Source organism: Litorimonas sp., from assembly GCA_029936425.1.
In the GTDB taxonomy this organism is placed as follows: Bacteria; Pseudomonadota; Alphaproteobacteria; order Caulobacterales; family Maricaulaceae; genus Litorimonas.
The window spans coordinates 72,530-94,487 of the sequence record JAPYSU010000005.1; the positions used below are offsets into that span (position 1 = coordinate 72,530).

Below are 21,958 nucleotides of genomic sequence, written 5' to 3' on the forward strand. Positions count from 1 at the left end.
TCTCCTATGCCGCATTCGCGATTTGAGTGGAGACGATTTCAAACGGCCCGCCATTACCCATCTCGGTTGCCAAAGCCGCAGCCTTGTCGCCAGAGCGCTCGATTATGATTTGTGGGAAGTCGAAAAGCCGCAAGTCTCGGTCAGTGCATTGACCTTTGTCGAAAGTTACTTCGATAATTTTGATGGCCATAGCTCTGATGGTTTCGGTATCGTCAACCTCGCAAGCCTCTCGAACCTTAGCAAGAAACCTGTCAACTGCCTCAGTCACGCTGTGCGTGAATTTTTCTTTAACAGATATAAGCGTTCGCCCTGAGTATCCGTGCTGATACTTTTCGATTGAAATTCTAAAGCATGGGCGGAAACTCTCTTCTGCAAGAAGACAGCCCGCCAAAACTCCACCAGCCCTTGGGAAGGCGCTCTCTGCTAAGCCTTCGGCCTCCTTCAACGCCCCTGAAATCAAGTTAATGGCGGCACCGTTCAATTCTGGCGTTTCGTGATGTTCTGTCATTCTCATATCTCCGGCATTGCGGTTGTGTGTATGAGAATAGGTCTATACGAATTTTTCGTATACGTCAAGCATAAAAACGAAATTTTCGTATTTGATTTGCAGAAGTGAGCAAAGTCAGGGCAGGAATTGGGTTATTTAGGAATCAAGTGTAGCTACAGCCTTATGAACGCTGTGAACCATTTCTGCCGGGATAAGGATTTCCTCATCTGGGTTTAGCTGCAAGAGATGCAGGCTTTTCTCGGTTCTCTTTATATATTGCTTGATGGTGTAAAGGCGTTCGCCGTTCTTCTCGTATTGGACAACAACAAAATCCCCGCGTGAGATAGGCCGCATAGGGTGAAGGCAAACGATTTCGCCTGCGAAGTATCGCGGCTCCATACTCTCGCCAACCACATAAACCGCATAGGCGTCAGTTACGCCCTGTAATGATAAAGGCCGCATCGTTTCGCCGAATACCGCCCCATTATCTGCAAAAACCCCTTCCATACCACCCCTTGCTCCTCCCAGAATGGGAAGTTTTTTCCCATCAAACAGGCCTTCTATGGGCTGCGTCTTATTATCCGTGATGGGGATGCCTATCAATTCAGATGCACGCGAGGGTGGCAAGTTATAACCTCGTGCGAGTGTGAGCAGACCCTCTCGCAACCCTATCGGGAGAAAAGGCTTTTTATATTTGTCTTCGTAATACTGGTAGGATGACTTCACCTTACCCAAAGCCTTAGCCATTTCTTCCACGGTGAGGCCGCAGTCGTTCCTGAAATTTTTAAGTTTCTGTCCGACTGGGGTGGTCATGCGCCTTTATCGCCCCATAGCAAAAAACATTCCATATTAAAAAATGGGTTGATTTCATACGAAAAATTCGTATTAATGATATCCATGACATACGTGGACACCATTATTGAGGCTTTTGAGGGGGCGAATGAGCTTTCCCGAAAGACTACTATTCCATCAACGACAATTAGAAGCTGGCAGTCAGTCGGGAGAATCCCGCAGAAGCATTGGCAGGTTATTTTGACGGCGGCGGAAAAGCATGACGTTCCCGTAACAGCGTCCACCTTTATCGCGGGGGTCGCCGCATGAGCCTCTTTCACGACATAACCCTTTGGGATGCAATTATCGGCATTATTGGCTTTGTCTTTCCGGCTCTCTTTTGGGGAACGGTCTTTGTGATGTGGCTTAATCGCCCTCGGAATGAATACGGGGGGAAGTGATGGCAGGGAGACGTTGCACATGCGTTACGCTAACTCTTAGGGGTGATTATTGGGTTCCACTTTATGGCCCTGACAGTGAAGCCCTTCCAGAGGCTGCTGAGATACTTGAGGTTCTTGGTGGTAAGAACTTTTCCATTCCTTCCCATGCGCTTTGGGGGCAAGCAAAAAAACTAAAAGAGCACGGTATTACAGTTCATTGCGAGTGGGTTTGCTCATAACCCGCCTTTCTCACATATCAAACACAATCCCCACTACTGTGAGGCGAGGAGCGGAGTCATTACCGTTTCTCGCCAAGGTTTTCCCCATGCGTGGTTTTATTCCTTTCTTCCGCGCAAAACTTGACGGGCGGGGGCTTGTAAGGTCGCTCCTGTCCGTCACTTTCTCTTTTGCCAAGCGGAGGGCCACATACCCTCAGTTGAACCTTAGCGGGGGAGGTCGCTTGGCGAACCCCGCATCTTTATACCTAGCCTTCTTTCCTGAGCGGTCAGATTATAAATCTGCGTCAGTGGCAGGGCTTTCCGAAAATCAGAAAGAAACAAAATTTCACCTTCCCGCCTATCGCTTACCAGGGCTTCGCGGGTCTGTGTTTGGTCTGTGTCTCTCATCATCATGTGGTAAAACTAGATGACGGGACAAACAATGACACTACCAACTCTTGAGGGATTTGCTCAACATCTTGAGGAATTGCTTACGCGCGACCAAAAAGCCTTTGCGCGCAAATGCCGTGAAGTCTGGAACAAGAGCGCAAAGGAAATGGCGGACGACCTAGCCCTGCATGGCTACCACATTTCCGAAGGTAAATGCCTCTACATCCGTAACGCAACTCGCACAATCCCGAACAGGGACGTGAAGGCAATTGAATACATCATGGAGCGTAAGGCTCTGATACTCGAAGCGCAATCCATAGATGCAGAGATAGCAGAAGCCGAGGCGTTCCTTGCCCGCAAACGCGCCCTGAAAGCCTCACTATGACCCTGTGGGAACAGTTCAAAAACTGGAGGGCAGAACGCCTTCTGAAAAAAGCAAAGTCCCTCACACAAAGGGCTTGGCGACTGATGGGAGTTTATAAATGAGCGAAACAATAAACGGACGCACAGTAGAGCGCCAAGGCGATACAGTTGTCACTTACGCCCCTTGGATGGCTAAATATATGGGAGCGCTGCCTGCGCCTAAGCCCGTCCACGGAAATTCCAAAGAGCATAAATCGCGATACGAAAGAACGCATGAAGCGTTGAAGGCTGCTATTCGTGACTAAACCCTTCAACACGATGAAGCGCAAGCCTATCACAGCGCCAGAGATGAAGGTTATCTTCCTTCGTCAATATCCTGTTGTCATGGGCCGTGAGCCTAAGCGCAAAGCCCGGTGGACTAAGAAGGCTATGCGCGAATGGATATTTAATCACGGCTATTGCGAATACTCAAATGAGCCAATTCGCGGGCAGGCGTTTGACTTTGACCATAAGATTCCCCGCGCTTTATTGGAAGAGGGGGATGATGTCGTTTGGCAGCCTCTCTTGAAAAAGTGGCACAAGATTAAGACAGCTCAAGACCAGAAAGATATTGCGAGAGCTAAGCGCCGAGCTGGTGAAACGGGCCAATTAAAGCGCCGCAAAGCCAGAGGCTATTCCCTTATCCAAGGCCGATCTGAATTTCAACAAGCGCCAGAGGGCCACAACCACTTTTACAAGCCGGAAGGTCACAAAACCAAATGGCCTAAGCGGAAGGTCGGACAATGAGCCTTCACAGATACAACACCGCCAGAGACGCTAACGAAAAAGAGATTGTAGAAGCTCTTAGAGCGTCCGGCATTGTCGTTTACCCTCTCGATAAGCCCTTAGACCTCTTATGCGGCTATAAAGGCCGCACAGTGCTTGCTGAGGTCAAAATGCCACGTAACAAGCGCGGTGAGCCTAAGGCTTACACAGCGGCGCAGAAAACGTTCCTAGAGACATGGACGGGCGGTCACGCTCTTTTGGTTTCAGTTGATGACGCCTTGAACCTTGTAAAGCATTTGAAGGGGAGCGCAGCATGACATCTCCTATTATCCGTGAAGTTACTATTGGGGATTGTCGGCTTATTCAGGGGTGCAGCGTAAACATTGCGCCAGCCCTTGGCGCTTTTGACTCAATTGTAACTGACCCTCCCTATGGAATGTCATTTAAGTCAAACTATAGGCGTGTGAGTCACAAAGCGATATCTGGAGACGACCAGACAGGGCTTCTAGAGTTTGCCTGCGGGCTACCATACAAACACTCGGCTTACATTTGGATGCGCTGGGACAATTTAACAAATGTTCCAAGGCCTAAAAGCCTAATCACATGGGTAAAAAACAATCACTCTATGGGCGACCTTGAGCATGAGCATGGCCGCAAAACGGAAGTCGCTGCGTTTTATGCGGGTGAGGCGCATTATTTCTCAAAGCGGCCCAACGATGTTGTTTTCGCTAATCGAACAGGAAACGACCTCCACCCCACTCAAAAACCCGTCTCTCTTATGGAGCAGAATGTTCGGTGGACTTCAGGTCACGTATTTGACCCCTTCATGGGAAGCGGCACAACAGGCGTTGCTTGCGCCAAGCTAGGCCGCAAATTCACTGGCATAGAGTTAGACCCCGATTACTTCGACATAGCCGTTGAACGCATCCGCAAGGCTTACGAACAGCCTGATATGTTTGTCGCCCCGCCTAGTAAGCCCATAGCGCCTATTCAGGAAGGATTTGACCTATGACCCTTCCCACGTCCCTAGCCTCAGCTCTGTCACAAATAGACAGCGCTTTAAGATATATTCCTGCTCCGAATAAAGGGGAGGTTTCAGGCCCTTTGGTGAACGCGAAAAAGTGCATGGAAAGCGTTAAAAACAGCTTGGAAAACTACGCCGAGAGCTTGTCTTTTGACGTGAACATTGATAGAACAATAGCGTCGGAAACGGATGCGACAACACCCGTCCCGACTAAGCAAAATAACCTCGCGAAAGGAGGTCAAGATGCCTGATAAATCACATAAGCACGAATCCGATTCAGGGCAAGGCGAAAGCCTTGATGAACTGTTGAGACGGCTGAGGCCTTACCAGAAAGCACGGCAGAAAAAGTTTGAAATCTTATTTGCTTTAGTCAAGCCCATCTTTGCTAAATTTGGGATAAGTGTTTCTAGTGTTGGCGGAAGCTGTCCTTTGCAAATCGAGGGGCGGTTTGATGGTGTCTGCTATTATTTTCGAGCGCGAGGAGAAGAGTTTTCCTTTACCGTTGCTGCAACACAAGAAGAGATATTCAATAGTCCGATTTATTGCTTCTCACAGCAATACGGTGATTGGCCAGACGCGGGCCACATGTCTAGATTTGAAGGTCTATTGCTTGTCGGATATTGCGTAAACCTGGCCCGCCAAGCCCTCTCCAAACAGGAGGGGGATAAGTGAGCGATATATTCATAATAGGCGGCGTTAAAATCCGTATAAAGAAAATAGGCTCACGGTTTTATATTCAGCATAAGGGCCGGTTTTTCTGGCACGATATTTATGACCAATACGGCCTGTTTTTTCGCGGCCCGAGCCTAAGTTTCAAGACGCGAAAAGAAGCCGAAGAGCGAGTCAAAGAGGTCTCTTTTGAACACACCCTCAATTCCAAAGAGGGGGAAGGTAAGTGAGTGATAAACCGACCAAACCCCTAAATTACGCCGAGCGCACCCATGTGAGTGAAGCGCTTAAAAAGGCTCTTGCTTCTATGGGCAAGCCTAAGACACGGAACTCCAAATAATGGGGGCCGCTCTTTCAATCGTCACAGATGAAACGGTTGCCCCTGTTCACTCGTCAATGGCGGAGCAAGCCTTGCTGGGAGCTATGCTGCATTACAACGAATTGGCAGAAGGTATTCGCGTTTTCTTGACGCCAGATGATTTCTACAGCCCTCTTCACGGCGATATTTACCGTATCATTCTGGAAGGCACAAAGCGCGGTCAGCCCGTTGATATTATCACGCTTAACCACGCCCTTCGCAAGAGCGAATACACCGATGAAGTGGGGGATGACTATGTGGCGTCTCTGTTAGCCGAGAAACCGCATAAAGAGGCCGCGCCGCAATATGCCCGCATCATAGCCGATTGCTCTATGCGCCGCAAAACACAAGCCCGCGTCCATGCCTTCAATGAAAAGATTGACGAGCAAGAGGATTTAAACGCCAATATTCTGGTGAGCAATTTTGCCGATGAATTAAGCCTAATCGCCAAGCGCGGAGTGGGGCAGTCGGCCTTTGTCAATCCCGCCGAGGCTGGCCATGCTCTGCTTACGCAAGAGAAGCCCGCCCAAATTCCAACGGGATGGAGAGCGGTTGATGAAATGGCCATGCTTGACCGCCAAGCTATCACCTTGCTTGCAGGTCATACCTCAATGGGTAAGTCAGCCGTTGCGGTTGATATAGCCCGCCGCGTTGCCCGCATGGGATATCGTGTGGATTTCTTCTCAATGGAGATGAACGATAAACAGGTTGCAGCCCGTATGATGAGCGCGACAATGGCCGAGGGTTCAGATGTGAACAATCCGAGGGGCCTAGCCTATTTCAAGCTTATGCGCTCTCACGGCCTGAGTGACGCGGCCAAGGGACTAGCGCAAGAGACGCTTAAAGACCTGCCCGCGCTTAACCTTGATTGCACCCCCGGATTGACTGTCTCCGATATTGGAGCGCGTTTGTCAGAAGATATTCGGCCCCTGGATTTAGTCATAGTCGATTACGTCAATAAGGTCTCTCTCGATGATATGAATCAGAAGATGCGCCATGACCTTCAAATTGGCGAAGTGGCAAACCGTTTGCGGGATATGGCGAAGGCGAGAGATTGCGCTGTTCTGCTTCTCTGCCAGTTAAACCGCAACAGCGTTTCACGCGACCAGAAGGCCCCTGAATTGTCTGACCTGAAAGACAGTGCGGTCTTAGAGCAAGCCGCCGATACGGTCTTATTCTGTCACCGTCCTGAATACTATTTGGAGCGGAAAATATCACAGATTGAAGCCTCTGGTGAACAGCCGACACTCGATGACCAAGTGGCCTTGCGAGAGGTCAAAAACCAACTCTATATCATCTGCGCCAAGCAACGGATGGGGCCAATCGGTCAGCGTCAGCTTAACGCGCATATGCACTACAATTACATTACGGAGCAGAGCGCATGAGCGAAAAGCCATTTTTCTGGTCGTGGCAGGACGCCATTACGGAGTCCGACCTGAAGGCCACAACGCGCCTTGTGTTGCTCACTTTGGCCACCTTTATGAACGCTAAAAACACGGCTGCGCACCCTACACAAGAGGAGCTTGCAAGATGCTCCGGCCTGTCAATTCGTGCGGTCAAATCCAATTTGAAGTTAGCTATAGATGCGGGTTTTTTGGAGGTCTCAAAGCATGGTTTTGGGGGTCAAAAATGGGCAAATAATCAATACAAAGCCGTCATGCCTACACCCTCAAAAGGTAGTGCAGCAGGTGCACCTGATAGCGAAAAGGTAGTGCAGCAGGTTCCAAAAGGTAGTGCACCTAACGACCAAAAGGTAGTGCAGGAGGTGCACACTAATAACCCAGTTAATAACCCAATAATAACCCAAACGCGCGAGGGCGCGGTAAATCAACCAAAACAACCACCCGAAAAGCCCTTACCGAAAGAACGGTTAAACACCGGACTAGAGGTATGGGAGGCAAGTTACACCGAATTTATTGCGGCGCTCGGCAAATCCAAGGTTGCCGTGAGCGCGGATGCCAAGCGGTTTTTGCGAGTAGTGCGGCTCCGTGAGGATAAATCGCCGAAAGCTATTGGCGCGGCGGTTGCGGCGCGATGCCGTGACGAAAAGAAAAACAATCCAGATGCGGAGAAATACCGCAAGTCCCTCGCCACAATTCTCGATGACGGCCTGTTTGAAACGTATTTCGAGCCAGACGGCCCAAAGGTCGAGTTTGAGGATGGTGTTGCCCGTATGCGCCGAGAAGAGGCGGAAAACGAGGCTTGGATAAAATCCCAATACGAAAAAACGAAGGAGACAGCACAATGAGAGACCTTTGGACGAAGGAGGGAGCCATTGCCGTCAAGGCACAGATTGAAAGCTATTGGCTTAAGAGGGGGTTTGAGGTCGAGGTGAAGGTTGTCGCCAGCGAGTTCACGTCGATACTCCGCAAGGCCCGCTTTGATGTTCGCTCAAATCTTGTGAACGGTCTGCCAAAGGAGCTTCGCCGTGCAGGGTAGGTCAGGACTTCCCGCAACAGGTTTTTGCCATGATTGCTCTGCTGCCGTTGAAGGACAGTTTAGGCGCTGCCGAGATTGCAAACTGGCACAACGACGAAGGGTCAAGCGCGAAGGGATGCGCAAGGCGCGGGCCACTCAAAAGCAGATAGCCTCTATCGCGGAGAAGCAGAAGAAAGCCAATGAGATAACAAGGGCAGAGCTTCGCCGGCGTATCCGCGAAAAGAAAATCCAGGGCCTAGAGCCGAAGGTTAGGACAAAATACCTGACACTTAAGAAACAGGCCCGCCGAGCCGAAACGTATGGCCAAGGCGTAAGGGCAAGACATCTAATCGAATACGCCAACCGAATAGCGGGCCTTACCCCCGTAACAGAACCGAAAGGAAATTGGGCATGAGTGACAGTCACACTACCGCGAAAGACCAAATAGACCTCATGCAAGACGGGCACGTTAGTGAGGAATTAGCCAGATGGTGTTTCAAGATATCTTACGGAGTTTCAAAGGCGGTCACTAAAATGCCTTTGTCAAAGTCCGATAAAGTAAGAGCGCTTCGCTTGTCCGCTATCATGATTTTGAACCTAACGGCGGAGGATCGGTGATGCCTTGCACACCAACAACCCTGCCAAACGGCATGACCGCTATTGTTTGCACACGATCCCGAAAATGCAAATGCGGAAATCGAGCAACCCAGCTTTGTGACTGGAAAGTCCCTCATAAAAAATCTGGAACGTGTGACGCTCCGCTTTGTCGCCAATGCTCGACGCCACCCGCCCCAAACAAAGACCTTTGCCCGAAACACTCCGCCGAATGGCAGGACAGACTAACCCCACCAGAGAAGGACACCCAATGACCCAAGCTAAAACTAGAAAGGTCAGTTTGGTCAATAGACTTATACTGTGGGGTATTAGTCAAACGGACGTGACTAAGCGTATTTCTATCACGACTTTCAAAGGAACGCCCATTTTGAGGCGATATTGTTTTTTTATGGATGACGAATACATGCATAAAGGCCAGATAAGAAATAAGCTTCCCTGGTGGTGTCCTTTCAATCTACTTCTTCATTGTTGGAGGGCAAAATCTGGTTCAGAAGAATTTCACGACCATCCACGTTGGTCTATAACTATTTTGCTTCGCGGTAAGATAATTGAAAAGACGCCCTGGAGCTTAAGGTTTTTGCGTCCGGGCAGTGTTGTTTTTCGGAGTAGAAAGGCCATTCACGCCTTTTACTTAGCGCCTGAGTTTCGCGGAAAAACGTGGACTTTATTTATAGTTGGGCGGCGAAAACACCCGCAAAATACCTATACCGTTCACCCGCAAAAAGCCACTTAAGGAGTTTGATATGACCCAAGAGACAGAGAGCGTTGAGGAAATGACCGCAAGTGTTTTGCGACTGTTGGAATTTAATCTCAAATCAACACCTGTGACGCTTGAAAAAACCACAAACCTAATCACCCGCCTATCCAAAGACCTTGCAGAGAGTGAGCGGGAGAAGGCGACGATGAACGGATGGTTAGATGCTATACTTGAAGACCCAACTGTATTCCTCGGAATAAAAAGAGCCATCCGAGAATCCCGCCAAGCCCTGAAAGGCGGTGAGGGATGAGCGATAAGTGTTCAGACTGCCCGCCAAAGTATTGGCCCATAGACGAGACCCGTTGCCTTTCGTGTCCGTTAAGACCGAGGCCAGACAAGAGCAATAAGGACAAGGCCACTCCTATTTATTCACAACAGGGAGCCAAGTCATGAGCGATAAGATGGATTTCGACAAATGCCCCGAATGTGGCGCTCCCGATAATTTTTGCATGTGTTTAGACGATGAAGATACCTGCGAATATTGCGGTGCGGAACTTGGAACATGCGGTTGCGAGTATGTGGATTGCGGAATGGGGCCGGATGGGCAGTGCAGCAAGGCGGGTTCTGAGGAGTGCGATTGGGATTGTGGGAGGACACGACTATGAGCGATAAGATGGAGAAGGCTTTTCAGAACTATGAAAGCCTAACACTTACAGCAGCACCCGCAGATACTAGCACCCCTGCGCTGCTTAAATTTATTCTAGCCTGTGAGCAAAACGCCTTCAAAGCTGGTCACCAAGCCAGAGCGGAGGAAAGCGGGTGTTCGTGTGATGATGTAGATTTTGGAACGTATACAGAAACCGTTTTATTAGCCGAACATCCTACAATGAAAGGTTATTTTGACAGGCGGGAAAAAGAGTTTGGAAAACGCAGTCCGGGAGTTTGTGTGGATGCCTGTCTCGCGCTGGAAGTCACAAGATTGTGGAATGAAGGAATTGGGACGCTGGGATGCTGTTGTGGGCATAATAAAGCCCCTTCTTTCATCAACATTTTTCCCGACGATATGTCAAAAGCTTTGGCTCTGGGATATGAAATTTATCGCTTTCCAAATGACCCTGAACGTGAAGATACGGTTGTTCCCAAGTCTGTCCTTCGCAAAAACCCCCAAAGGAAACATAATGGCTAAAGCAAAGCTATGGTATATCGTAAACGTGCGGTCAGGGCGGGAGCTATTCTTGCATGAGCTATTCGTTAGCACAGGGTTTGATGTTTACTCGCCTTTCGAGACGAAGTTTCAGGCCCCTCGGTCACGCAAGGCACGAGCAGAGCGCCAAGCCTCTCGCCCATATGCAGACCCGCTATTCAAAGGCTATCTTTTTGTTGGAACGGATAGGGATATTGACGATGCTCTTATGGGCATGGCTTATATCATCGACAGACGCGCCGATGCCTATTCATTTATGGTGCATAGGGACGCACCAGTTGTTTTGACGTGTGATGACATGGAAAAATGGCAAAAGTCTCTGTATGAGGCTCACAGCGCCCGCAAACGCATTGTATTACGTGGTTATGACCCGCGAAAGGACGCCCGCAAGAACCAAAAGCGGCTTTATGGTCAGGAGGCTATCACAATCCCGAACTTTACGAGGGGCGAGAAGGTCAAGTTTATCACTGGCGGCTTTGAGGGCTTAGGGGCCGAAGTCACAGAATGCGGGGATGAGGGGATTAAGGTTATGACCAAGTTTTTCGGCGTTGAGCGCGAGATTGTGGTTGACCCGTATGAATTGCAAAAAGCGTCTTGACCTATATATTGCGGTATGCTACGCGTAGCGTAACTGGATAGCCGTCTGCGACCACTCGAACGAATGTAAGGCATCGCTACCAAACTGCCCCAAGGGTCGATAATCGGCTTTTCCGCGTGGCAGCTTTGGGCTAAGTGCGGCTTAAAATTATTCCCTATTCGGATTTGTAAGCGTTCCGCTCTCGAGCCATTCAATCACACGCCAGTAGATTTCAGGTATCGTTTCAATCTCGCCGGAGCATTGGCGCAACACGGTTGAGCGGTTCAATCCAACAAACCGCCCCCAAGAGGAAAGATTGAAGCCTAAAGCCTCAATCCTTTTTTTGTATTCTTTGTGGGTCATGTGGCTTTAAACTTTGACGGCATGTCGTGCAAAAACGAAATATCAATTTGACATCCATCGGGGACGAGGGCGTTTCTTATCGCGATTCGCTTGGTGGTTAATTCCCAGGCTTTCAAATGACGCTCAACATAGAAGGCGGCTTTTGCAGATTTTGCATTAGTGTGCATTCTAGCCTTTTTATCGAAGCGCTTTTCTAGCCACCTTGCGCGAGCTACTGATTTATTTGCTTGTGTGAGCTTATCCATTTTCGTTCTCCGTTTTGATTGGCTTGATTGCCTGAACAAGTATCTTATTTCACACCTTGTTGCGGGATGCAACACCTAATTTACATTATTATTCATTATTTTCACCGAATAGCAGGCGCTCTACACAATCAATGAGCCTAGAGCCTTTAACCTATGAGAGTGTCCTGCTTCTTATTTCCCTTGCTCAGGCCGCTTCTATATGCAAGAATCCAGTTGTTATGACGTGGAGAGCATACTGGCTAACCTTATAGCAGGTCAGGGCTTATCTACCGAACCAAGGGTCGTATCGTCCTGTTTCCGCAGGGTTAAGATACAGCCCCTTTTCTTATTCCCCGCATTCCTTCAACGCTAAAAGCGGATAGGCGTAGTCTCATCTAACCCTGCCAGTGCGTTGCGGGATAAGCATACATTTGGACGCCAAGGGTTAGTATCCGCAATTATTCTATGGAGGGACGCATGCGCCAGTCTGTTGCAAGAATTGGCCGCGTTCGGATGAAGGCAGGCGGCGCTGATGTGCGTGTGCTTGATGTTGCAAAGCGCAACGAGGTTCAATCTGCATTGGTCAATGACGCCTCTTACTTAGCTGATAGCGGCGATAACCTAAGTGGCTATGCAATAGTGACTTGGGGTGAGGGCATGGCGGCGGGTGTCGCATTAAAGTTCATTGAAGGCTCAACCGTTGAGCAAACATCAATCCCACACTTCGCGCAAAGCAATATCGCTCGCGTTATGCGGGCTAACTATCTCACAGACTAGGAGGTCAGCATGGACGATAAGCAACTAAGACTAGAAGCCATAAGACTGGCCAAAGGCGATATCAGCAAAGCCGAGAGCATTGTTAACTACGTGGAGCAGGGATGGCTTGAGAACAGGTCGCCTCTTGAGGCCGCGATAGGTCAGATAGCGGTTCAGGGTCGTGACTGATAATTCCACTGAAGAAACAGAGGCTAAACAGAGAAGTTTGGCGAACCTTAAGCCGTTCAAGCCCGGTCAGTCTGGCAATCCTGCCGGAAGGCCAAAGGGGGCTAGGTCTAAGCTATCGGAGAGCTTCTTGAGTGACGCCTTAGATGCATGGGGAAGGAACGGCAAGGTAGCGCTTGAAGCTATGGCTACTGATAAGCCTGGTGACTTCGCCAAGATGATAGCGGGTATTATCCCTAAGGAAGTGGATATGGAGCATAGCGGCTCTGTTTCGGTAAACCCTGTGCAAGCGCTCATGGAAGAGATTGATGGGCGCACCCGCTCTAAGTGATGAACTGGTAAGCCAGTGGTCAAACAGAGCATGGAGGCTAAACAACCTCTACCACATTGAGGACAAGATGGGGCAGGTGGTTCTGTTCAAGCCAAATAAGGCGCAGACCAAGCTCCTAGAGGAGATGCACTATCTGAATATCGTGTTGAAGGCTCGGCAAATGGGTTTCAGCACGTTCATTCTGGTTTTGGCTTTGGACTGCTGCTTGTTCAACTCGCATTTCGCGGCGGGTCTTGTGGCGGACACCCTGGATAACGCAAAAAATCTATTGAAGCGCATCAAGTTTGCGTATGACCGATTGCCGGAGCAAATCAGAGCGCTCAAACCTATTGAGGCAAATAACGCTACAGAGTTAATCCTGTCGAACGGTTCAAGTGTTGAGGTGGGGGTCTCTCTCCGCTCTACGACCAAGAATTTCCTGCACATATCCGAATACGGAAAGATATGCGCCAAGAACCCTGAGAAGGCCAAAGAGGTCAAGTCCGGCGCTTTGAACACTCTGGCTCCCAAGCAGCTCTGCTTTATTGAAAGCACGGCAGAGGGCAGGGCGGGCGACTTCTACGATAAGACGGAAGAGGCAAGGCGGGTTAAGGATAGCGGCCGCGAACTGGCCACACTGGATTACAAATTTCATTTCTTCCCTTGGTTTGAAGACGATACCTATCAGCTTAACGAGACTTACCCTCTTACGGATGAGAACGACAAGTATTTCGCCGCATTACTGGATGAACACGGCATTGAGCTAAGCGGCCCTCAAAAGTGGTGGTATGCGTCTAAGGCGAAAGAGCAGGGCGATGATATGTGGAAGGAATATCCTTCTACGCCTGAAGAGGCTTTCGCTGGCGCAAAGGACGGAGCTTATTACGCTAAGCAACTAAGAGCGCTTCGACAGCTTGGAAAGATTGGGCAGTTTGAGTTTGAATCCCGCACGGCTGTGAACACGTTCTGGGATTTAGGCGTGGGGGATATGACCTCGATATGGCTTCACCAGTCGATTGCCGGAAAAGACAGATTTGTCGGATATTACGAAAATAGCGGTGAGGGCATAGCGCACTACATTGACTGGCTCAACAAATGGGCTGTGATGCGCGGAGCTGTCTTTGGTCAGCATTATGGGCCGCACGATGTTGAACACCGCAAGATGGGGATTGTGGCAGAGTCCGTTAAGGATATCGCCAAGAAGTTGGGCTTTGCCTTTGAGGTTGTCGAGCGCTCACAGGACAAGCAACACACCATTCAGAACGCCAGAACGAAGCTCCCGCAATGTGAGTTCGATGAGCTTGGTTGCGACCAAGGCATTAAGCACCTCGAAAACTACTCACGCGAGTGGGATGAAAAATACGGCGTCTGGAAATCAAAGCCGCGTCACGACGACCATTCACACGGAGCAGACGCCTTTGCGACCTTTGCTGATGGATATCACGGCCCGAAAAAGAAGGCTTATGACGGCCCTCTTGTGCCAAATCAGGGAACAATCTCATGAAGACAGAGACCAGCCCTGAGCGGGGCAATGAAGAAATGACAACGGAGGAAATACTCTCCTTCGCACAGGCGTCATACGATTCAGCAAACACATATATGCAAGCGGCCCGTTCTGAGGGCGATGAGCTTCTAAAAAGATATAAGCGCCAGCCTTATGGCGATGAGCTGCCGAACCGCTCACAATACGTCTCAGGCGATGTTGCGGGCACGGTTGATTGGGCTTTAACAGACCTGATACGCTTGTTTCTCTCGGGCGACCAGATTGCAGAGTTTACTGCCGAAGTTCCGGGTGATGAGGCGGCGCAGAACGCGCAGCAAGAGACGGATTACACCAACGCGATATTCCTCCGCGATAATGACGGCTACCAGAACCTCCGCAATTATCTGTTTAACGGACTGCTTGGAAAGCGCGGCTATCTTTCTGTTTATTGGGAAGACCCAAAGCTAGGCGATACAGTGCAAATGACGGGCGTGTCTCCTGAAAACGCCGAGCGCTACCTGCAAAAGAACAACATACAGATAGACACCGAGACCGCCGTTCAGAATGAAGACGGCACATTTGATTTTGAATATGCCGAGGTGCGTTATGACGGCTGTATAAAAATTCAGTCGCACAACATGAATGAGGTGTTAGTCGCGAAAGGCTTCGAGACGGAAGATGACGCAGATTACGTAGCTCTGCGCATTCCTGTTTCGCGCTCTGATTTGGTCAAAATGTTTCCCGACCGCCGCACCGATATTGAGGAAATAGGGCAGGACGAAGATGAAGAAGAAACGGTTACAGATTACGACAATGAGCCGGAAGAAATAACAGGCGTTAACCGCCTCTATGCCCGCGCCAATGACCGCTTCCATCTATTAGATGAGTTTATTCGCCTTGACCGCGACAGAGACGGAATTGCCGAGCTGGTCAATGTCAAGCGCGTTGGCAATGTTATCCTGTCTGTTGAGGATGTGGATATGCAGCCGCTTGCCTCATGGTCAAGCCATCCTGAGCCGGATGTATATTTTGCGTCCAGCTTGGGCGAGAAGGCCGAGATAAGCCAGAGACAGCGCACCGTTACAATGCGCCAAGCCAATGACAGCGTGAAGCTGGCCACCATGCCGAAATATTTGGCGAATACCGACACGGTAAACATCAATGCATTGCTTGACCCATCAGCGGGCGGCGTTGTCCCTGTAACGGGAATTTCTAAAGACGGAGACGTAAGCAAATCCGCTAAGCCGCTTCTGATGAATGACGTGTCGAAGGCCGCGCTTGCCATGCTTGATGTAGAAGAAAAAGAGCGTGAGTTCAACACAGGCATTAACCGCCAATCACAGGGCCTAGACCCTGACAGCCTAACAGACACTTATTCCGGCATGAAGTTGTTGCAGAACGCAGCCAGCGCCCGGAAAGAATATATCGCCAGAGAGGCAGCAAGGGGTCTTGAGCGCGTTTTTACGAAGATATCCGCTCTTATCCGCCGCCATCATAACTTTGAACGCGAGATGAAGACCAAGACGGGCTTTGTCACGTTCAGCCCTATGTCATGGTTAGACCGCACCGCCGTTGATATTGATATCGGGGCCGGCACAGGCTCACGCGATGCACAGCTTGGACAGCTACAGGTTTTGGGACAGCTTCAAAGAGAGATGGTAGAGGCGGGACTTCCCACAGTTGACCCGCAAAAGATATACAATCTGGCGTCTGAATTTGTTGAAGCAGTGGGATATAAATCCCCTGACAAATACTTTGTTGACCCGTCTAAATTACCGCCGCCAGAGCCGCAGGAGCAGCCGCCTGACCCTGCAATGGTCAAGGCGCAGAACGATATGGAAATAGACCGCCAGCGCCTTCAGATGGACATGCAGAAACAGCAATTCGAAATGGCAATGGAGGAACGCAAGGCGGCAACGCAGGCTGACCTTGACCGTATGCGGGCGGAGTTTGAGGCCCAGATGGCGCAGCAAAAAGCCAATAACGAGGCTCAGCTAGCGCTCATCAAGGCCAATTCACAACAAATACCGGATTTCAGACCGGGCGGAAGGCTTGACCAGTGATAGATAAGAAAAAGCTCATTGAAGACGTCGAGATGGGCCAGAAGGTGGCTCGCGCTTTGGATATAAAGCCCGTTCACGACTATTTTGAAAGCGTTGAGCGCAGGCTTGTCGAGGCTCTTATGGCTACGCACCCCGGCGATAAGGGTCATGCAGAGCGCGAGGGGCTTGTGAGCCAAATGCGCGCCGTCAAACAATTACACAATTCGCTTAAGAAGACTGTAGCCGAGGGAAAATCGGCAGAGAGTATCTTAAGCGCGTCCGCGCCGGATGATTGAGGCGCACCCAGTCCATAGGTTACAAAATGGAAAATCCACTAAATGAACTCGTTGAGGCTCTCGACGGGGAAGAAGAAGTTGTTTCATCTGAAGAAAGCGAAGGCGTTGAGGGCGAGTCCCTTCAAGAGCCGGACGGCGAAGGAAACGAAGAAGAGCCAGTTGATAAGGCAGAGAACGAGGATGAGGCAGAGGCTCAAGAGCCGGACGCCGAGGACGAAGACTCCGACCTTATTGAGTGGGGAGAGGGTGAAAACCTAAAACAAAAATCACTTCAAGAACTCATAGAGTTTTATGAGAACCCCGAAGTTGATTTTGACCAAGCCCCACAAGTCCAAGAACGACTTGCAGAAGTTCAGCAAAAAGAAACGCAGTATCATCAAGCCTTGGAGTATGTCGCAAAAGACTACTCCCAAATGCAGCAGCGACTAGAGCAGGCCATCATGACCTCGCCCCAGCCGCAAATGCCTGATATGGGCCTGATGGAGCAAAACCCCGGCGAATATAACCGCCAGCTTGCGCGTTATCACAACCTGAACAATGAGCAGCAACAGCGCCTAAAGGCATATGAGGAAACCCGTCAAAAGCATGAAGCCGCCCAAGCCGAGGTAGAGAGAAACAACGCTCAGCGCGAAGTCTCTTTACTTAAGAAAGCATGGCCGGAGATTGCAAATGACAAAGCGGTTTCTGAGTCGATGTATAACCTGTTGACCACTCAATACGGGGTTAGCCGAGAAGACATTGATAGTGTTGATAACCACCGCTTTTTTCTAATGGCCAAAGACCTGTTGGATTACCATCAGGGCAAAAAAGCCGGAGAGAAAGCCACGGCAACGCTCAAAAGCAAATCAGCCCCTCGGCGCGTTAAGGGCCGGAAATCAGGGGGCGTGAAAATGTCTGCCTTGGACACCTTAAATCAGAAATCCGCAAGCGGTGCGAAAGTCACTGAGGCCGAGGCCACAGCCGCGCTGTTAGCTGCCATTTAGGAGATTTAAACCATGGCAACGACTTATACAAACACACTCGCCACGCCTGACCAGGTTGGCAAAATTCAAGACGTATCCAACGCGATTAACAACTTGGACAAAGACGAAACACCTTTCATCACGGCTATTGGCCGGGGCGCTAAGGCAAAGAACGTCTATACAGAGTTCGAGACCCGCAATCTTCCGACTTACGGTGTAGATACGAATATCGAGCAAGGCCACAAGGCGGTTCCATCCGCTAGCGTCCAGCCGACATTGCAGGGCAACTATCAGATGATATTTTCTGATACGGCCTCTGTTACGACAACGGCGCAAGCTCAGGCTCAGTATAACATCAAAGAGAAGCTGGCCGACCAGATTCGCTTGAAAACCACGGCCATGAAAATCGCCATGAACAAGCGGGCGCAGGGGAACTATCCTTCTCAAGAGCCTGCCGCAGGCAACAACAATGTTGGCAAGTTCGCAGGTGCATTGGCTTGGATGACGGGCGATAATGTAGCGCGCGGCGCAACAGGCGCAGACGGCGGCTTTAACGGCACGACCAAGATTGTTTCTGCTTATACAGCTGGCACAGCCCGCGCTCTGACCGAGGAGATTTTCCTGAATACAATCAAGGAAATTGCTCGCGGCCGCAAGATGGCCAATTACGATGCCTTTATGAATGCGGATAACCGTTCTTTTGTCTCGCGCAACTTTACAGGTATCGCGGGCCTCACTCAGAACGTGGACAATCCGCGCGTTGATATCGGTCTGCAAGGCTCTGTTGGTTTCATGAAGACAGACTACGGCATTGTGACCATCCACTATGACCACACCACGCCGGATGACGCTATTCCTATCATCCAGAAGAAACTCTGGAAGCTCCGCGATATGGAGCCTTGGAAGACGCAAACCCTCGGCACAACTGGCCTCTCTAAAGAGAAGCAGGTTTGGACGTCCACAACCCTCGAAGCAACTAACCAAGCTGGCTCCGGCGCGGTTGTTGATATCGACGTATCTTAATCCTTTTGGGGCGGGTTTTCTCGCCCCTTTTTAACTCTTGGAGAAATCTATGACAGAGACAAAGAAAACCGAATCCAAAACGAAGACATATGAGCTTCGCTATGGGAATATCTACATGCCGGACGCCAATGGTAAGTTGGTCAAGCATGAAGTCACGCGCGATGCGGATAATAACCCCGGTGAGCCTGTTAAGTTTGAGGTTGACGCGTCCCGCAAAGACCTGATTGACATTCTCAATAAGCGCAAGAACGTCAAGGCTCTGTAATGAGCGAGAGCGCACACAATATGAGCGCTGATGCTTTGGCGCGGGCTTTGGACGGAATCACGTTCAGCTCGCGTCATACAGGCATTAAGACGAAATATCTCTATGACGGCATGACGGGCTACGCCACAACGCAGCGTTCGCAGCGTGTTGACCCGATTGTCGCCTATAACACGAAAATGAGAAATGAATTTGCGCGTAACCGCTCTGCGGGATTGTCTGACAACGGCATAATGATGCTGACAAATGTGCCGATTACGGTGCTTGACGAAATCAAGGTCAATTACGGCATTGACTACACAAATGAAGACCATCTGACATCTCTGATGGGCGTGATTGAGCGTGAATATCCTCACTTGAAAGCCTGCACCCTAAACATTGCCGAGGCTGCAAAATGACACGCGCCGACCTCATTAATTACGTCAAACGATATGCCTTTAACCGCACAGACCTTGACGACATGATGGGGGTTTATATTTCCCTCGCGGAATCCGAAATGAGAACGGGCGCAAGTGTCGGCCAGCCGCTTCGATTAAACGCCTATAAGGCCCGCACAACGCTTACCCCTGTTGACGGGGTGATAGTCCTACCAAGTGACTACGCGGCGCTTATACGGGCATCTGACGGGACTTGTTCGCTATATTACCGCACACCCGAGACGGATTACATGACCAAAACCGAATTTACGGTGATTGGCAGTGATATCCACACATCGGCCAAGTCTGTTGTGCTGGATTATTACAAAGATTTTGAGCCTCTTGTCGACGATGCAGACACGAATGTTGTGCTAGCCAAGTTTCTGCCTGTCTATCTGCACGGCGTCTTGCACCAGCTTTATATGAATATTGATGAGGCGGATTTAGCGTCTACGCATCTGGCCAAGTTCGACAATGCAATTCGCGCGGCAAATGCCGCTGATAACGCCTCGCAAATCCCGCTTGAAGGCATGTCCATACCGCTATGATAGTTTTAACCCGCGTTGCAGAAAAAGAGCCTATTCAAAAGGTGTGGAAGTTCATCAAATCTTATGTGCAAACGGCGGTCAATGCCTCGCGCAAGTCACACGATATGGAAACCGTTGCGGATAATCTGCTAAGCGGGAAGACAGAGCTTTGGGTGGCGTGGGATACCGAAAAGAAAGAAGCCAAGGGTTTTATTATCGCAAAGCCAGACCCCGTAAAAGGCGAATACAGAATTGAGCTGATAGGCGGGACGCACAGAAAGCGATGGGCGGAGCGCGTTGAAGTGTTGGCCGACAGGGCCAGAGCGCTAGGCTGCAAAGAAGTTACAGGCGATTTTACCCGCGCCATATGCCGTGACCTGAGCATGTTCAGCGTGACGCATTACCACGCAAGGTTAGCGGTGTGAGGCTTACTTCGCCAATCGGGGCCAAGGCTCCGCTTTTAGATATAATCAAGCAGCTCAACAGAATATTTCAGGCAACAGGGCCAGACGCACCGAGACGGGTTTTCTCCGTTGACGCGGTTGGCGATTTGCCCCCTGCGAACGACTTTCGGGACTGTATCGCCCACATTCGCGGGACAGGGCTTGTTGTCTCGGACGGCACGAGCTGGGTTTGATTTCCCACACCTAATTTTCGGAGGCTAATATGGCGTCTACTGCATCCCCATTACTCCGCTTGGAATTACAAGGGGCGGGCGAAAACCTCAACACTTGGGGCGCTAAATTAAACGCAAGCGCTCTGTCATTGCTAGAGCAGGCCATTGCCGCAACAAGCGCGGTTGTTGTTGATGGGGCTACAGAGCTTACGTCAAAAAATTACGACACGGATGAGGCGCGGTCTGCCGTCATTAAAACGACAGGGACGGGCGGGACGCTTACCGTTCCCTCTACTGACAAAGTTTATATCTTTATAAACGGCTGTTCAGGCGATTTGGTCATTACGGCGGGCGGAAGTAGCGTGACCTTGGGGCCTGGCGTTAGCCGCACGGTTGTGATTGACGGCGGGGAGCCATTGATTGTCTCTTTGGTTGACCAAAACGGCGAGAAAATAACAAATATGGCGGCGGGCACAGAGTCGGGTGACGCTGTAAATTATAGCCAGCTTACCGCCGAGGCAGGTCTTCGTGTTCAGGGCGATGCAGACACTTTAGAAAGCGCAAACAGCTACACAGACCAAGAGATTGCAACCGTTGCTGCGGGGGCCTTGACTCCCGCACAGCAAGAGGCTCTTGCAACAGTTGATACACTGATAACCGATTCAATCGGCACGACAGGACAGGTGTTTGTTGTTGACGGCGCGGGCGACCCGGTCTGGGGCGGCGGCGCTGGCTCAAAAGTGGACGCGGACTTGTTGGACGGGCAGGAGGGGGCTTATTATCTTCCCGCCTCTGACTACACGGCCTCAGACGTTCTGACTAAAATAAAAACTGTTGATGGGCCAGGGTCTGGCTTGGACGCAGACCTGTTTCAAGGGGAGGGTCGCAATTTCATCATTGGCGTTTCGGACGTTAACTATGACGGTAGCGCCAGCTTCTCAACAATGCCACAGGGTGTATTTTGCTGGGACTCAGCTAATAAGTCCGGCTACCCCGCATTTTTTGGCCCCGTTTTGTCTGTCAGGTTTAACAGCAATAGACAATTCCAGGTCATGACGGATTTTGAAGGTGATGTTTTATATTTTCGGTCTGGACACAGTGGGAATACAGGCGGGACAGGGACAGGATGGTCACGGTGGAATGAAATCTGGCACGATGGGAGCGGTGCTGAATTTCTTCTCTGGCTAGCTGAAGAGTCTGTCTCAGCTGTAAGAACAGCTAGCTTTACATTCACACTTGATACTCTCGTTTACAGCCTCGACAGCAGCGCCGGGGTCTTTAACGTAACACTTCCTCCAAGCCCTTCGATAGGAGACCAGGTTTATTTCAGGGACGGGGCGCGTTCCCTAGATGTAAACCCTGTCACGGTTTTACGAAATGGCAGTAACATTGAAGGCGTTGCCGAGGATTTGACCTTGGACGTAGCCGGAGCTTCCGGCGTTCTCACTTACATTTCAGCCTCTCGCGGCTGGTCTTTCACTTACTCATAGGGGGCG

The 21,958-nt window shown here is 50.3% G+C and carries 34 protein-coding genes and 1 pseudogene; 31 read left to right on the top strand and 4 right to left on the bottom strand.

The annotated features are described in order from the left end of the window. Positions 1 to 4 precede the first annotated feature (4 nt). Both ACN0IC_RS06425 and ACN0IC_RS06430 read right to left on the bottom strand, forming a co-directional pair. Positions 5 to 508, bottom strand: a complete 504-nt coding sequence (locus tag ACN0IC_RS06425) for a hypothetical protein (RefSeq protein WP_416877941.1) — start codon at positions 506 to 508, stop codon at positions 5 to 7. 135 nt (positions 509 to 643) lie between these two features. Next, positions 644 to 1,300, bottom strand: a complete 657-nt coding sequence (locus ACN0IC_RS06430; RefSeq protein ID WP_416877942.1) for a S24 family peptidase — start codon at positions 1,298 to 1,300, stop codon at positions 644 to 646. A gap of 84 nt (positions 1,301 to 1,384) precedes the next feature. Between ACN0IC_RS06430 and ACN0IC_RS06435 the strand changes: the two genes are divergently transcribed. The 17 genes from ACN0IC_RS06435 to nusG all read left to right on the top strand — a co-directional run bounded on the left by ACN0IC_RS06435 (position 1,385) and on the right by nusG (position 11,017). Continuing rightward, entirely contained in the window at positions 1,385 to 1,588 is a 204-nt protein-coding gene (locus ACN0IC_RS06435; protein WP_416877943.1) for a carph-isopro domain-containing protein, read from the top strand. A gap of 770 nt (positions 1,589 to 2,358) precedes the next feature. Then, positions 2,359 to 2,691: a hypothetical protein gene (locus tag ACN0IC_RS06440; RefSeq protein WP_416877944.1), complete on the top strand. Its 333-nt coding sequence runs from the start codon at positions 2,359 to 2,361 to the stop codon at positions 2,689 to 2,691. Between the two features lie 97 nt (positions 2,692 to 2,788). Beyond that, positions 2,789 to 2,974: a hypothetical protein gene (locus tag ACN0IC_RS06445; RefSeq protein WP_416877945.1), complete on the top strand. Its 186-nt coding sequence runs from the start codon at positions 2,789 to 2,791 to the stop codon at positions 2,972 to 2,974. Then, positions 2,967 to 3,455 (top strand): hypothetical protein, encoded by a 489-nt coding sequence (locus ACN0IC_RS06450; protein ID WP_416877946.1) that lies wholly within the window; start codon positions 2,967 to 2,969, stop codon positions 3,453 to 3,455. Before ACN0IC_RS06445 ends, ACN0IC_RS06450 begins: the two co-directional genes overlap by 8 nt. Then, the gene (locus tag ACN0IC_RS06455) at positions 3,452 to 3,751 is read left to right on the top strand and encodes a hypothetical protein (RefSeq protein ID WP_416877947.1); all 300 of its coding nucleotides are present in this window, start codon (positions 3,452 to 3,454) and stop codon (positions 3,749 to 3,751) included. The genes ACN0IC_RS06450 and ACN0IC_RS06455 overlap by 4 nt, the downstream gene beginning before the upstream one ends. Before the next feature lie 308 nt (positions 3,752 to 4,059). Further along, entirely contained in the window at positions 4,060 to 4,446 is a 387-nt protein-coding gene (locus tag ACN0IC_RS06460) for a DNA methyltransferase (protein ID WP_416877948.1), read from the top strand. Continuing rightward, on the top strand, positions 4,443 to 4,709 hold the full coding sequence (locus ACN0IC_RS06465; protein WP_416877949.1) for a hypothetical protein: 267 nt from the start codon (positions 4,443 to 4,445) through the stop codon (positions 4,707 to 4,709). Before ACN0IC_RS06460 ends, ACN0IC_RS06465 begins: the two co-directional genes overlap by 4 nt. Then, positions 4,702 to 5,130 (top strand): hypothetical protein, encoded by a 429-nt coding sequence (locus ACN0IC_RS06470; RefSeq protein WP_416877950.1) that lies wholly within the window; start codon positions 4,702 to 4,704, stop codon positions 5,128 to 5,130. Before ACN0IC_RS06465 ends, ACN0IC_RS06470 begins: the two co-directional genes overlap by 8 nt. After that, the gene (locus ACN0IC_RS06475; protein WP_416877951.1) at positions 5,127 to 5,357 is read left to right on the top strand and encodes a hypothetical protein; all 231 of its coding nucleotides are present in this window, start codon (positions 5,127 to 5,129) and stop codon (positions 5,355 to 5,357) included. Before ACN0IC_RS06470 ends, ACN0IC_RS06475 begins: the two co-directional genes overlap by 4 nt. A 109-nt stretch (positions 5,358 to 5,466) precedes the next feature. Further along, positions 5,467 to 6,870, top strand: a complete 1,404-nt coding sequence (locus tag ACN0IC_RS06480; RefSeq protein WP_416877952.1) for a replicative DNA helicase — start codon at positions 5,467 to 5,469, stop codon at positions 6,868 to 6,870. Continuing rightward, on the top strand, positions 6,867 to 7,733 hold the full coding sequence (locus ACN0IC_RS06485; protein WP_416877953.1) for a helix-turn-helix domain-containing protein: 867 nt from the start codon (positions 6,867 to 6,869) through the stop codon (positions 7,731 to 7,733). Before ACN0IC_RS06480 ends, ACN0IC_RS06485 begins: the two co-directional genes overlap by 4 nt. Continuing rightward, positions 7,730 to 7,924, top strand: coding sequence for a phosphoglycolate phosphatase (locus ACN0IC_RS06490; RefSeq protein WP_416877954.1), 195 nt, complete (start codon positions 7,730 to 7,732; stop codon positions 7,922 to 7,924). Before ACN0IC_RS06485 ends, ACN0IC_RS06490 begins: the two co-directional genes overlap by 4 nt. Before the next feature lie 390 nt (positions 7,925 to 8,314). After that, positions 8,315 to 8,521, top strand: a complete 207-nt coding sequence (locus ACN0IC_RS06495; protein WP_416877955.1) for a hypothetical protein — start codon at positions 8,315 to 8,317, stop codon at positions 8,519 to 8,521. 247 nt (positions 8,522 to 8,768) lie between these two features. After that, positions 8,769 to 9,251 (top strand): hypothetical protein, encoded by a 483-nt coding sequence (locus ACN0IC_RS06500; protein ID WP_416877956.1) that lies wholly within the window; start codon positions 8,769 to 8,771, stop codon positions 9,249 to 9,251. 10 nt (positions 9,252 to 9,261) lie between these two features. After that, complete coding sequence (locus tag ACN0IC_RS06505; RefSeq protein ID WP_416877957.1) at positions 9,262 to 9,525, top strand: hypothetical protein; 264 nt, start codon at positions 9,262 to 9,264, stop codon at positions 9,523 to 9,525. 351 nt (positions 9,526 to 9,876) lie between these two features. Next, on the top strand, positions 9,877 to 10,401 hold the full coding sequence (locus tag ACN0IC_RS06510; RefSeq protein WP_416877958.1) for a hypothetical protein: 525 nt from the start codon (positions 9,877 to 9,879) through the stop codon (positions 10,399 to 10,401). Beyond that, positions 10,394 to 11,017 carry a transcription termination/antitermination protein NusG gene (gene nusG, locus ACN0IC_RS06515; protein ID WP_416877959.1) on the top strand — a complete coding sequence of 208 codons (624 nt, stop codon included), beginning with the start codon at positions 10,394 to 10,396 and terminating at the stop codon, positions 11,015 to 11,017. The genes ACN0IC_RS06510 and nusG overlap by 8 nt, the downstream gene beginning before the upstream one ends. Positions 11,018 to 11,164: 147 nt before the next feature. Here the strand turns inward: nusG and ACN0IC_RS06520 are convergent, their stop codons facing one another. Both ACN0IC_RS06520 and ACN0IC_RS06525 read right to left on the bottom strand, forming a co-directional pair. After that, positions 11,165 to 11,359 (bottom strand): hypothetical protein, encoded by a 195-nt coding sequence (locus ACN0IC_RS06520; protein ID WP_416877960.1) that lies wholly within the window; start codon positions 11,357 to 11,359, stop codon positions 11,165 to 11,167. Next, positions 11,356 to 11,604, bottom strand: coding sequence for a hypothetical protein (locus ACN0IC_RS06525; RefSeq protein WP_416877961.1), 249 nt, complete (start codon positions 11,602 to 11,604; stop codon positions 11,356 to 11,358). The genes ACN0IC_RS06520 and ACN0IC_RS06525 overlap by 4 nt, the downstream gene beginning before the upstream one ends. A gap of 456 nt (positions 11,605 to 12,060) precedes the next feature. On the opposite strand from ACN0IC_RS06525, the gene ACN0IC_RS06530 reads away from it, so the two are divergent. From ACN0IC_RS06530 to ACN0IC_RS06595, 14 genes and pseudogenes are all read left to right on the top strand, one after another. Further along, positions 12,061 to 12,360, top strand: a complete 300-nt coding sequence (locus ACN0IC_RS06530) for a hypothetical protein (protein WP_416877962.1) — start codon at positions 12,061 to 12,063, stop codon at positions 12,358 to 12,360. A gap of 9 nt (positions 12,361 to 12,369) precedes the next feature. Then, the gene (locus tag ACN0IC_RS06535; RefSeq protein WP_416877963.1) at positions 12,370 to 12,528 is read left to right on the top strand and encodes a hypothetical protein; all 159 of its coding nucleotides are present in this window, start codon (positions 12,370 to 12,372) and stop codon (positions 12,526 to 12,528) included. After that, a pseudogene (locus ACN0IC_RS06540) lies at positions 12,521 to 12,622 on the top strand (hypothetical protein); the annotation flags it as partial. The gene ACN0IC_RS06535 and the pseudogene ACN0IC_RS06540, both read left to right, overlap by 8 nt. A gap of 33 nt (positions 12,623 to 12,655) precedes the next feature. Further along, entirely contained in the window at positions 12,656 to 12,856 is a 201-nt protein-coding gene (locus ACN0IC_RS06545; protein WP_416878089.1) for a hypothetical protein, read from the top strand. Next, positions 12,834 to 14,339, top strand: a complete 1,506-nt coding sequence (locus ACN0IC_RS06550) for a terminase (protein WP_416877964.1) — start codon at positions 12,834 to 12,836, stop codon at positions 14,337 to 14,339. Before ACN0IC_RS06545 ends, ACN0IC_RS06550 begins: the two co-directional genes overlap by 23 nt. Further along, complete coding sequence (locus ACN0IC_RS06555) at positions 14,336 to 16,381, top strand: hypothetical protein (RefSeq protein WP_416877965.1); 2,046 nt, start codon at positions 14,336 to 14,338, stop codon at positions 16,379 to 16,381. Before ACN0IC_RS06550 ends, ACN0IC_RS06555 begins: the two co-directional genes overlap by 4 nt. Further along, positions 16,378 to 16,656 carry a hypothetical protein gene (locus tag ACN0IC_RS06560; RefSeq protein ID WP_416877966.1) on the top strand — a complete coding sequence of 93 codons (279 nt, stop codon included), beginning with the start codon at positions 16,378 to 16,380 and terminating at the stop codon, positions 16,654 to 16,656. Before ACN0IC_RS06555 ends, ACN0IC_RS06560 begins: the two co-directional genes overlap by 4 nt. A 26-nt stretch (positions 16,657 to 16,682) precedes the next feature. Next, positions 16,683 to 17,639 carry a hypothetical protein gene (locus ACN0IC_RS06565; protein ID WP_416877967.1) on the top strand — a complete coding sequence of 319 codons (957 nt, stop codon included), beginning with the start codon at positions 16,683 to 16,685 and terminating at the stop codon, positions 17,637 to 17,639. A 12-nt stretch (positions 17,640 to 17,651) separates the two neighbouring features. Beyond that, entirely contained in the window at positions 17,652 to 18,641 is a 990-nt protein-coding gene (locus ACN0IC_RS06570; protein ID WP_416877968.1) for an SU10 major capsid protein, read from the top strand. 49 nt (positions 18,642 to 18,690) lie between these two features. Further along, positions 18,691 to 18,906, top strand: a complete 216-nt coding sequence (locus tag ACN0IC_RS06575; RefSeq protein WP_416877969.1) for a hypothetical protein — start codon at positions 18,691 to 18,693, stop codon at positions 18,904 to 18,906. Further along, positions 18,906 to 19,301 (top strand): hypothetical protein, encoded by a 396-nt coding sequence (locus ACN0IC_RS06580; protein ID WP_416877970.1) that lies wholly within the window; start codon positions 18,906 to 18,908, stop codon positions 19,299 to 19,301. The genes ACN0IC_RS06575 and ACN0IC_RS06580 overlap by 1 nt, the downstream gene beginning before the upstream one ends. Continuing rightward, positions 19,298 to 19,867: a hypothetical protein gene (locus ACN0IC_RS06585; RefSeq protein WP_416877971.1), complete on the top strand. Its 570-nt coding sequence runs from the start codon at positions 19,298 to 19,300 to the stop codon at positions 19,865 to 19,867. The genes ACN0IC_RS06580 and ACN0IC_RS06585 overlap by 4 nt, the downstream gene beginning before the upstream one ends. Then, complete coding sequence (locus ACN0IC_RS06590; protein WP_416877972.1) at positions 19,864 to 20,271, top strand: hypothetical protein; 408 nt, start codon at positions 19,864 to 19,866, stop codon at positions 20,269 to 20,271. Before ACN0IC_RS06585 ends, ACN0IC_RS06590 begins: the two co-directional genes overlap by 4 nt. A gap of 241 nt (positions 20,272 to 20,512) precedes the next feature. Continuing rightward, positions 20,513 to 21,952, top strand: coding sequence for a hypothetical protein (locus ACN0IC_RS06595; protein WP_416877973.1), 1,440 nt, complete (start codon positions 20,513 to 20,515; stop codon positions 21,950 to 21,952). Positions 21,953 to 21,958: the final 6 nt, after the last annotated feature.

Excerpts from the sequence above, each read along its gene's own strand:
- ACN0IC_RS06425 (WP_416877941.1), bottom strand. The coding sequence starts at position 508 with ATGACAGAACATCACGAAACGCCAGAATTGAACGGTGCCGCCATTAAC.
- ACN0IC_RS06430 (WP_416877942.1), bottom strand. The coding sequence starts at position 1,300 with ATGACCACCCCAGTCGGACAGAAACTTAAAAATTTCAGGAACGACTGC.
- ACN0IC_RS06435 (WP_416877943.1), top strand. The coding sequence starts at position 1,385 with ATGACATACGTGGACACCATTATTGAGGCTTTTGAGGGGGCGAATGAG.
- ACN0IC_RS06440 (WP_416877944.1), top strand. The coding sequence starts at position 2,359 with ATGACACTACCAACTCTTGAGGGATTTGCTCAACATCTTGAGGAATTG.
- ACN0IC_RS06445 (WP_416877945.1), top strand. The coding sequence starts at position 2,789 with ATGAGCGAAACAATAAACGGACGCACAGTAGAGCGCCAAGGCGATACA.
- ACN0IC_RS06455 (WP_416877947.1), top strand. The coding sequence starts at position 3,452 with ATGAGCCTTCACAGATACAACACCGCCAGAGACGCTAACGAAAAAGAG.
- ACN0IC_RS06460 (WP_416877948.1), top strand. The coding sequence starts at position 4,060 with ATGGGCGACCTTGAGCATGAGCATGGCCGCAAAACGGAAGTCGCTGCG.
- ACN0IC_RS06465 (WP_416877949.1), top strand. The coding sequence starts at position 4,443 with ATGACCCTTCCCACGTCCCTAGCCTCAGCTCTGTCACAAATAGACAGC.
- ACN0IC_RS06470 (WP_416877950.1), top strand. The coding sequence starts at position 4,702 with ATGCCTGATAAATCACATAAGCACGAATCCGATTCAGGGCAAGGCGAA.
- ACN0IC_RS06480 (WP_416877952.1), top strand. The coding sequence starts at position 5,467 with ATGGGGGCCGCTCTTTCAATCGTCACAGATGAAACGGTTGCCCCTGTT.
- ACN0IC_RS06485 (WP_416877953.1), top strand. The coding sequence starts at position 6,867 with ATGAGCGAAAAGCCATTTTTCTGGTCGTGGCAGGACGCCATTACGGAG.
- ACN0IC_RS06490 (WP_416877954.1), top strand. The coding sequence starts at position 7,730 with ATGAGAGACCTTTGGACGAAGGAGGGAGCCATTGCCGTCAAGGCACAG.
- ACN0IC_RS06495 (WP_416877955.1), top strand. The coding sequence starts at position 8,315 with ATGAGTGACAGTCACACTACCGCGAAAGACCAAATAGACCTCATGCAA.
- ACN0IC_RS06500 (WP_416877956.1), top strand. The coding sequence starts at position 8,769 with ATGACCCAAGCTAAAACTAGAAAGGTCAGTTTGGTCAATAGACTTATA.
- ACN0IC_RS06505 (WP_416877957.1), top strand. The coding sequence starts at position 9,262 with ATGACCCAAGAGACAGAGAGCGTTGAGGAAATGACCGCAAGTGTTTTG.
- ACN0IC_RS06510 (WP_416877958.1), top strand. The coding sequence starts at position 9,877 with ATGAGCGATAAGATGGAGAAGGCTTTTCAGAACTATGAAAGCCTAACA.
- nusG (WP_416877959.1), top strand. The coding sequence starts at position 10,394 with ATGGCTAAAGCAAAGCTATGGTATATCGTAAACGTGCGGTCAGGGCGG.
- ACN0IC_RS06520 (WP_416877960.1), bottom strand. The coding sequence starts at position 11,359 with ATGACCCACAAAGAATACAAAAAAAGGATTGAGGCTTTAGGCTTCAAT.
- ACN0IC_RS06525 (WP_416877961.1), bottom strand. The coding sequence starts at position 11,604 with ATGGATAAGCTCACACAAGCAAATAAATCAGTAGCTCGCGCAAGGTGG.
- ACN0IC_RS06530 (WP_416877962.1), top strand. The coding sequence starts at position 12,061 with ATGCGCCAGTCTGTTGCAAGAATTGGCCGCGTTCGGATGAAGGCAGGC.
- ACN0IC_RS06535 (WP_416877963.1), top strand. The coding sequence starts at position 12,370 with ATGGACGATAAGCAACTAAGACTAGAAGCCATAAGACTGGCCAAAGGC.
- ACN0IC_RS06550 (WP_416877964.1), top strand. The coding sequence starts at position 12,834 with ATGGGCGCACCCGCTCTAAGTGATGAACTGGTAAGCCAGTGGTCAAAC.
- ACN0IC_RS06555 (WP_416877965.1), top strand. The coding sequence starts at position 14,336 with ATGAAGACAGAGACCAGCCCTGAGCGGGGCAATGAAGAAATGACAACG.
- ACN0IC_RS06565 (WP_416877967.1), top strand. The coding sequence starts at position 16,683 with ATGGAAAATCCACTAAATGAACTCGTTGAGGCTCTCGACGGGGAAGAA.
- ACN0IC_RS06570 (WP_416877968.1), top strand. The coding sequence starts at position 17,652 with ATGGCAACGACTTATACAAACACACTCGCCACGCCTGACCAGGTTGGC.
- ACN0IC_RS06575 (WP_416877969.1), top strand. The coding sequence starts at position 18,691 with ATGACAGAGACAAAGAAAACCGAATCCAAAACGAAGACATATGAGCTT.
- ACN0IC_RS06580 (WP_416877970.1), top strand. The coding sequence starts at position 18,906 with ATGAGCGAGAGCGCACACAATATGAGCGCTGATGCTTTGGCGCGGGCT.
- ACN0IC_RS06585 (WP_416877971.1), top strand. The coding sequence starts at position 19,298 with ATGACACGCGCCGACCTCATTAATTACGTCAAACGATATGCCTTTAAC.
- ACN0IC_RS06590 (WP_416877972.1), top strand. The coding sequence starts at position 19,864 with ATGATAGTTTTAACCCGCGTTGCAGAAAAAGAGCCTATTCAAAAGGTG.
- ACN0IC_RS06595 (WP_416877973.1), top strand. The coding sequence starts at position 20,513 with ATGGCGTCTACTGCATCCCCATTACTCCGCTTGGAATTACAAGGGGCG.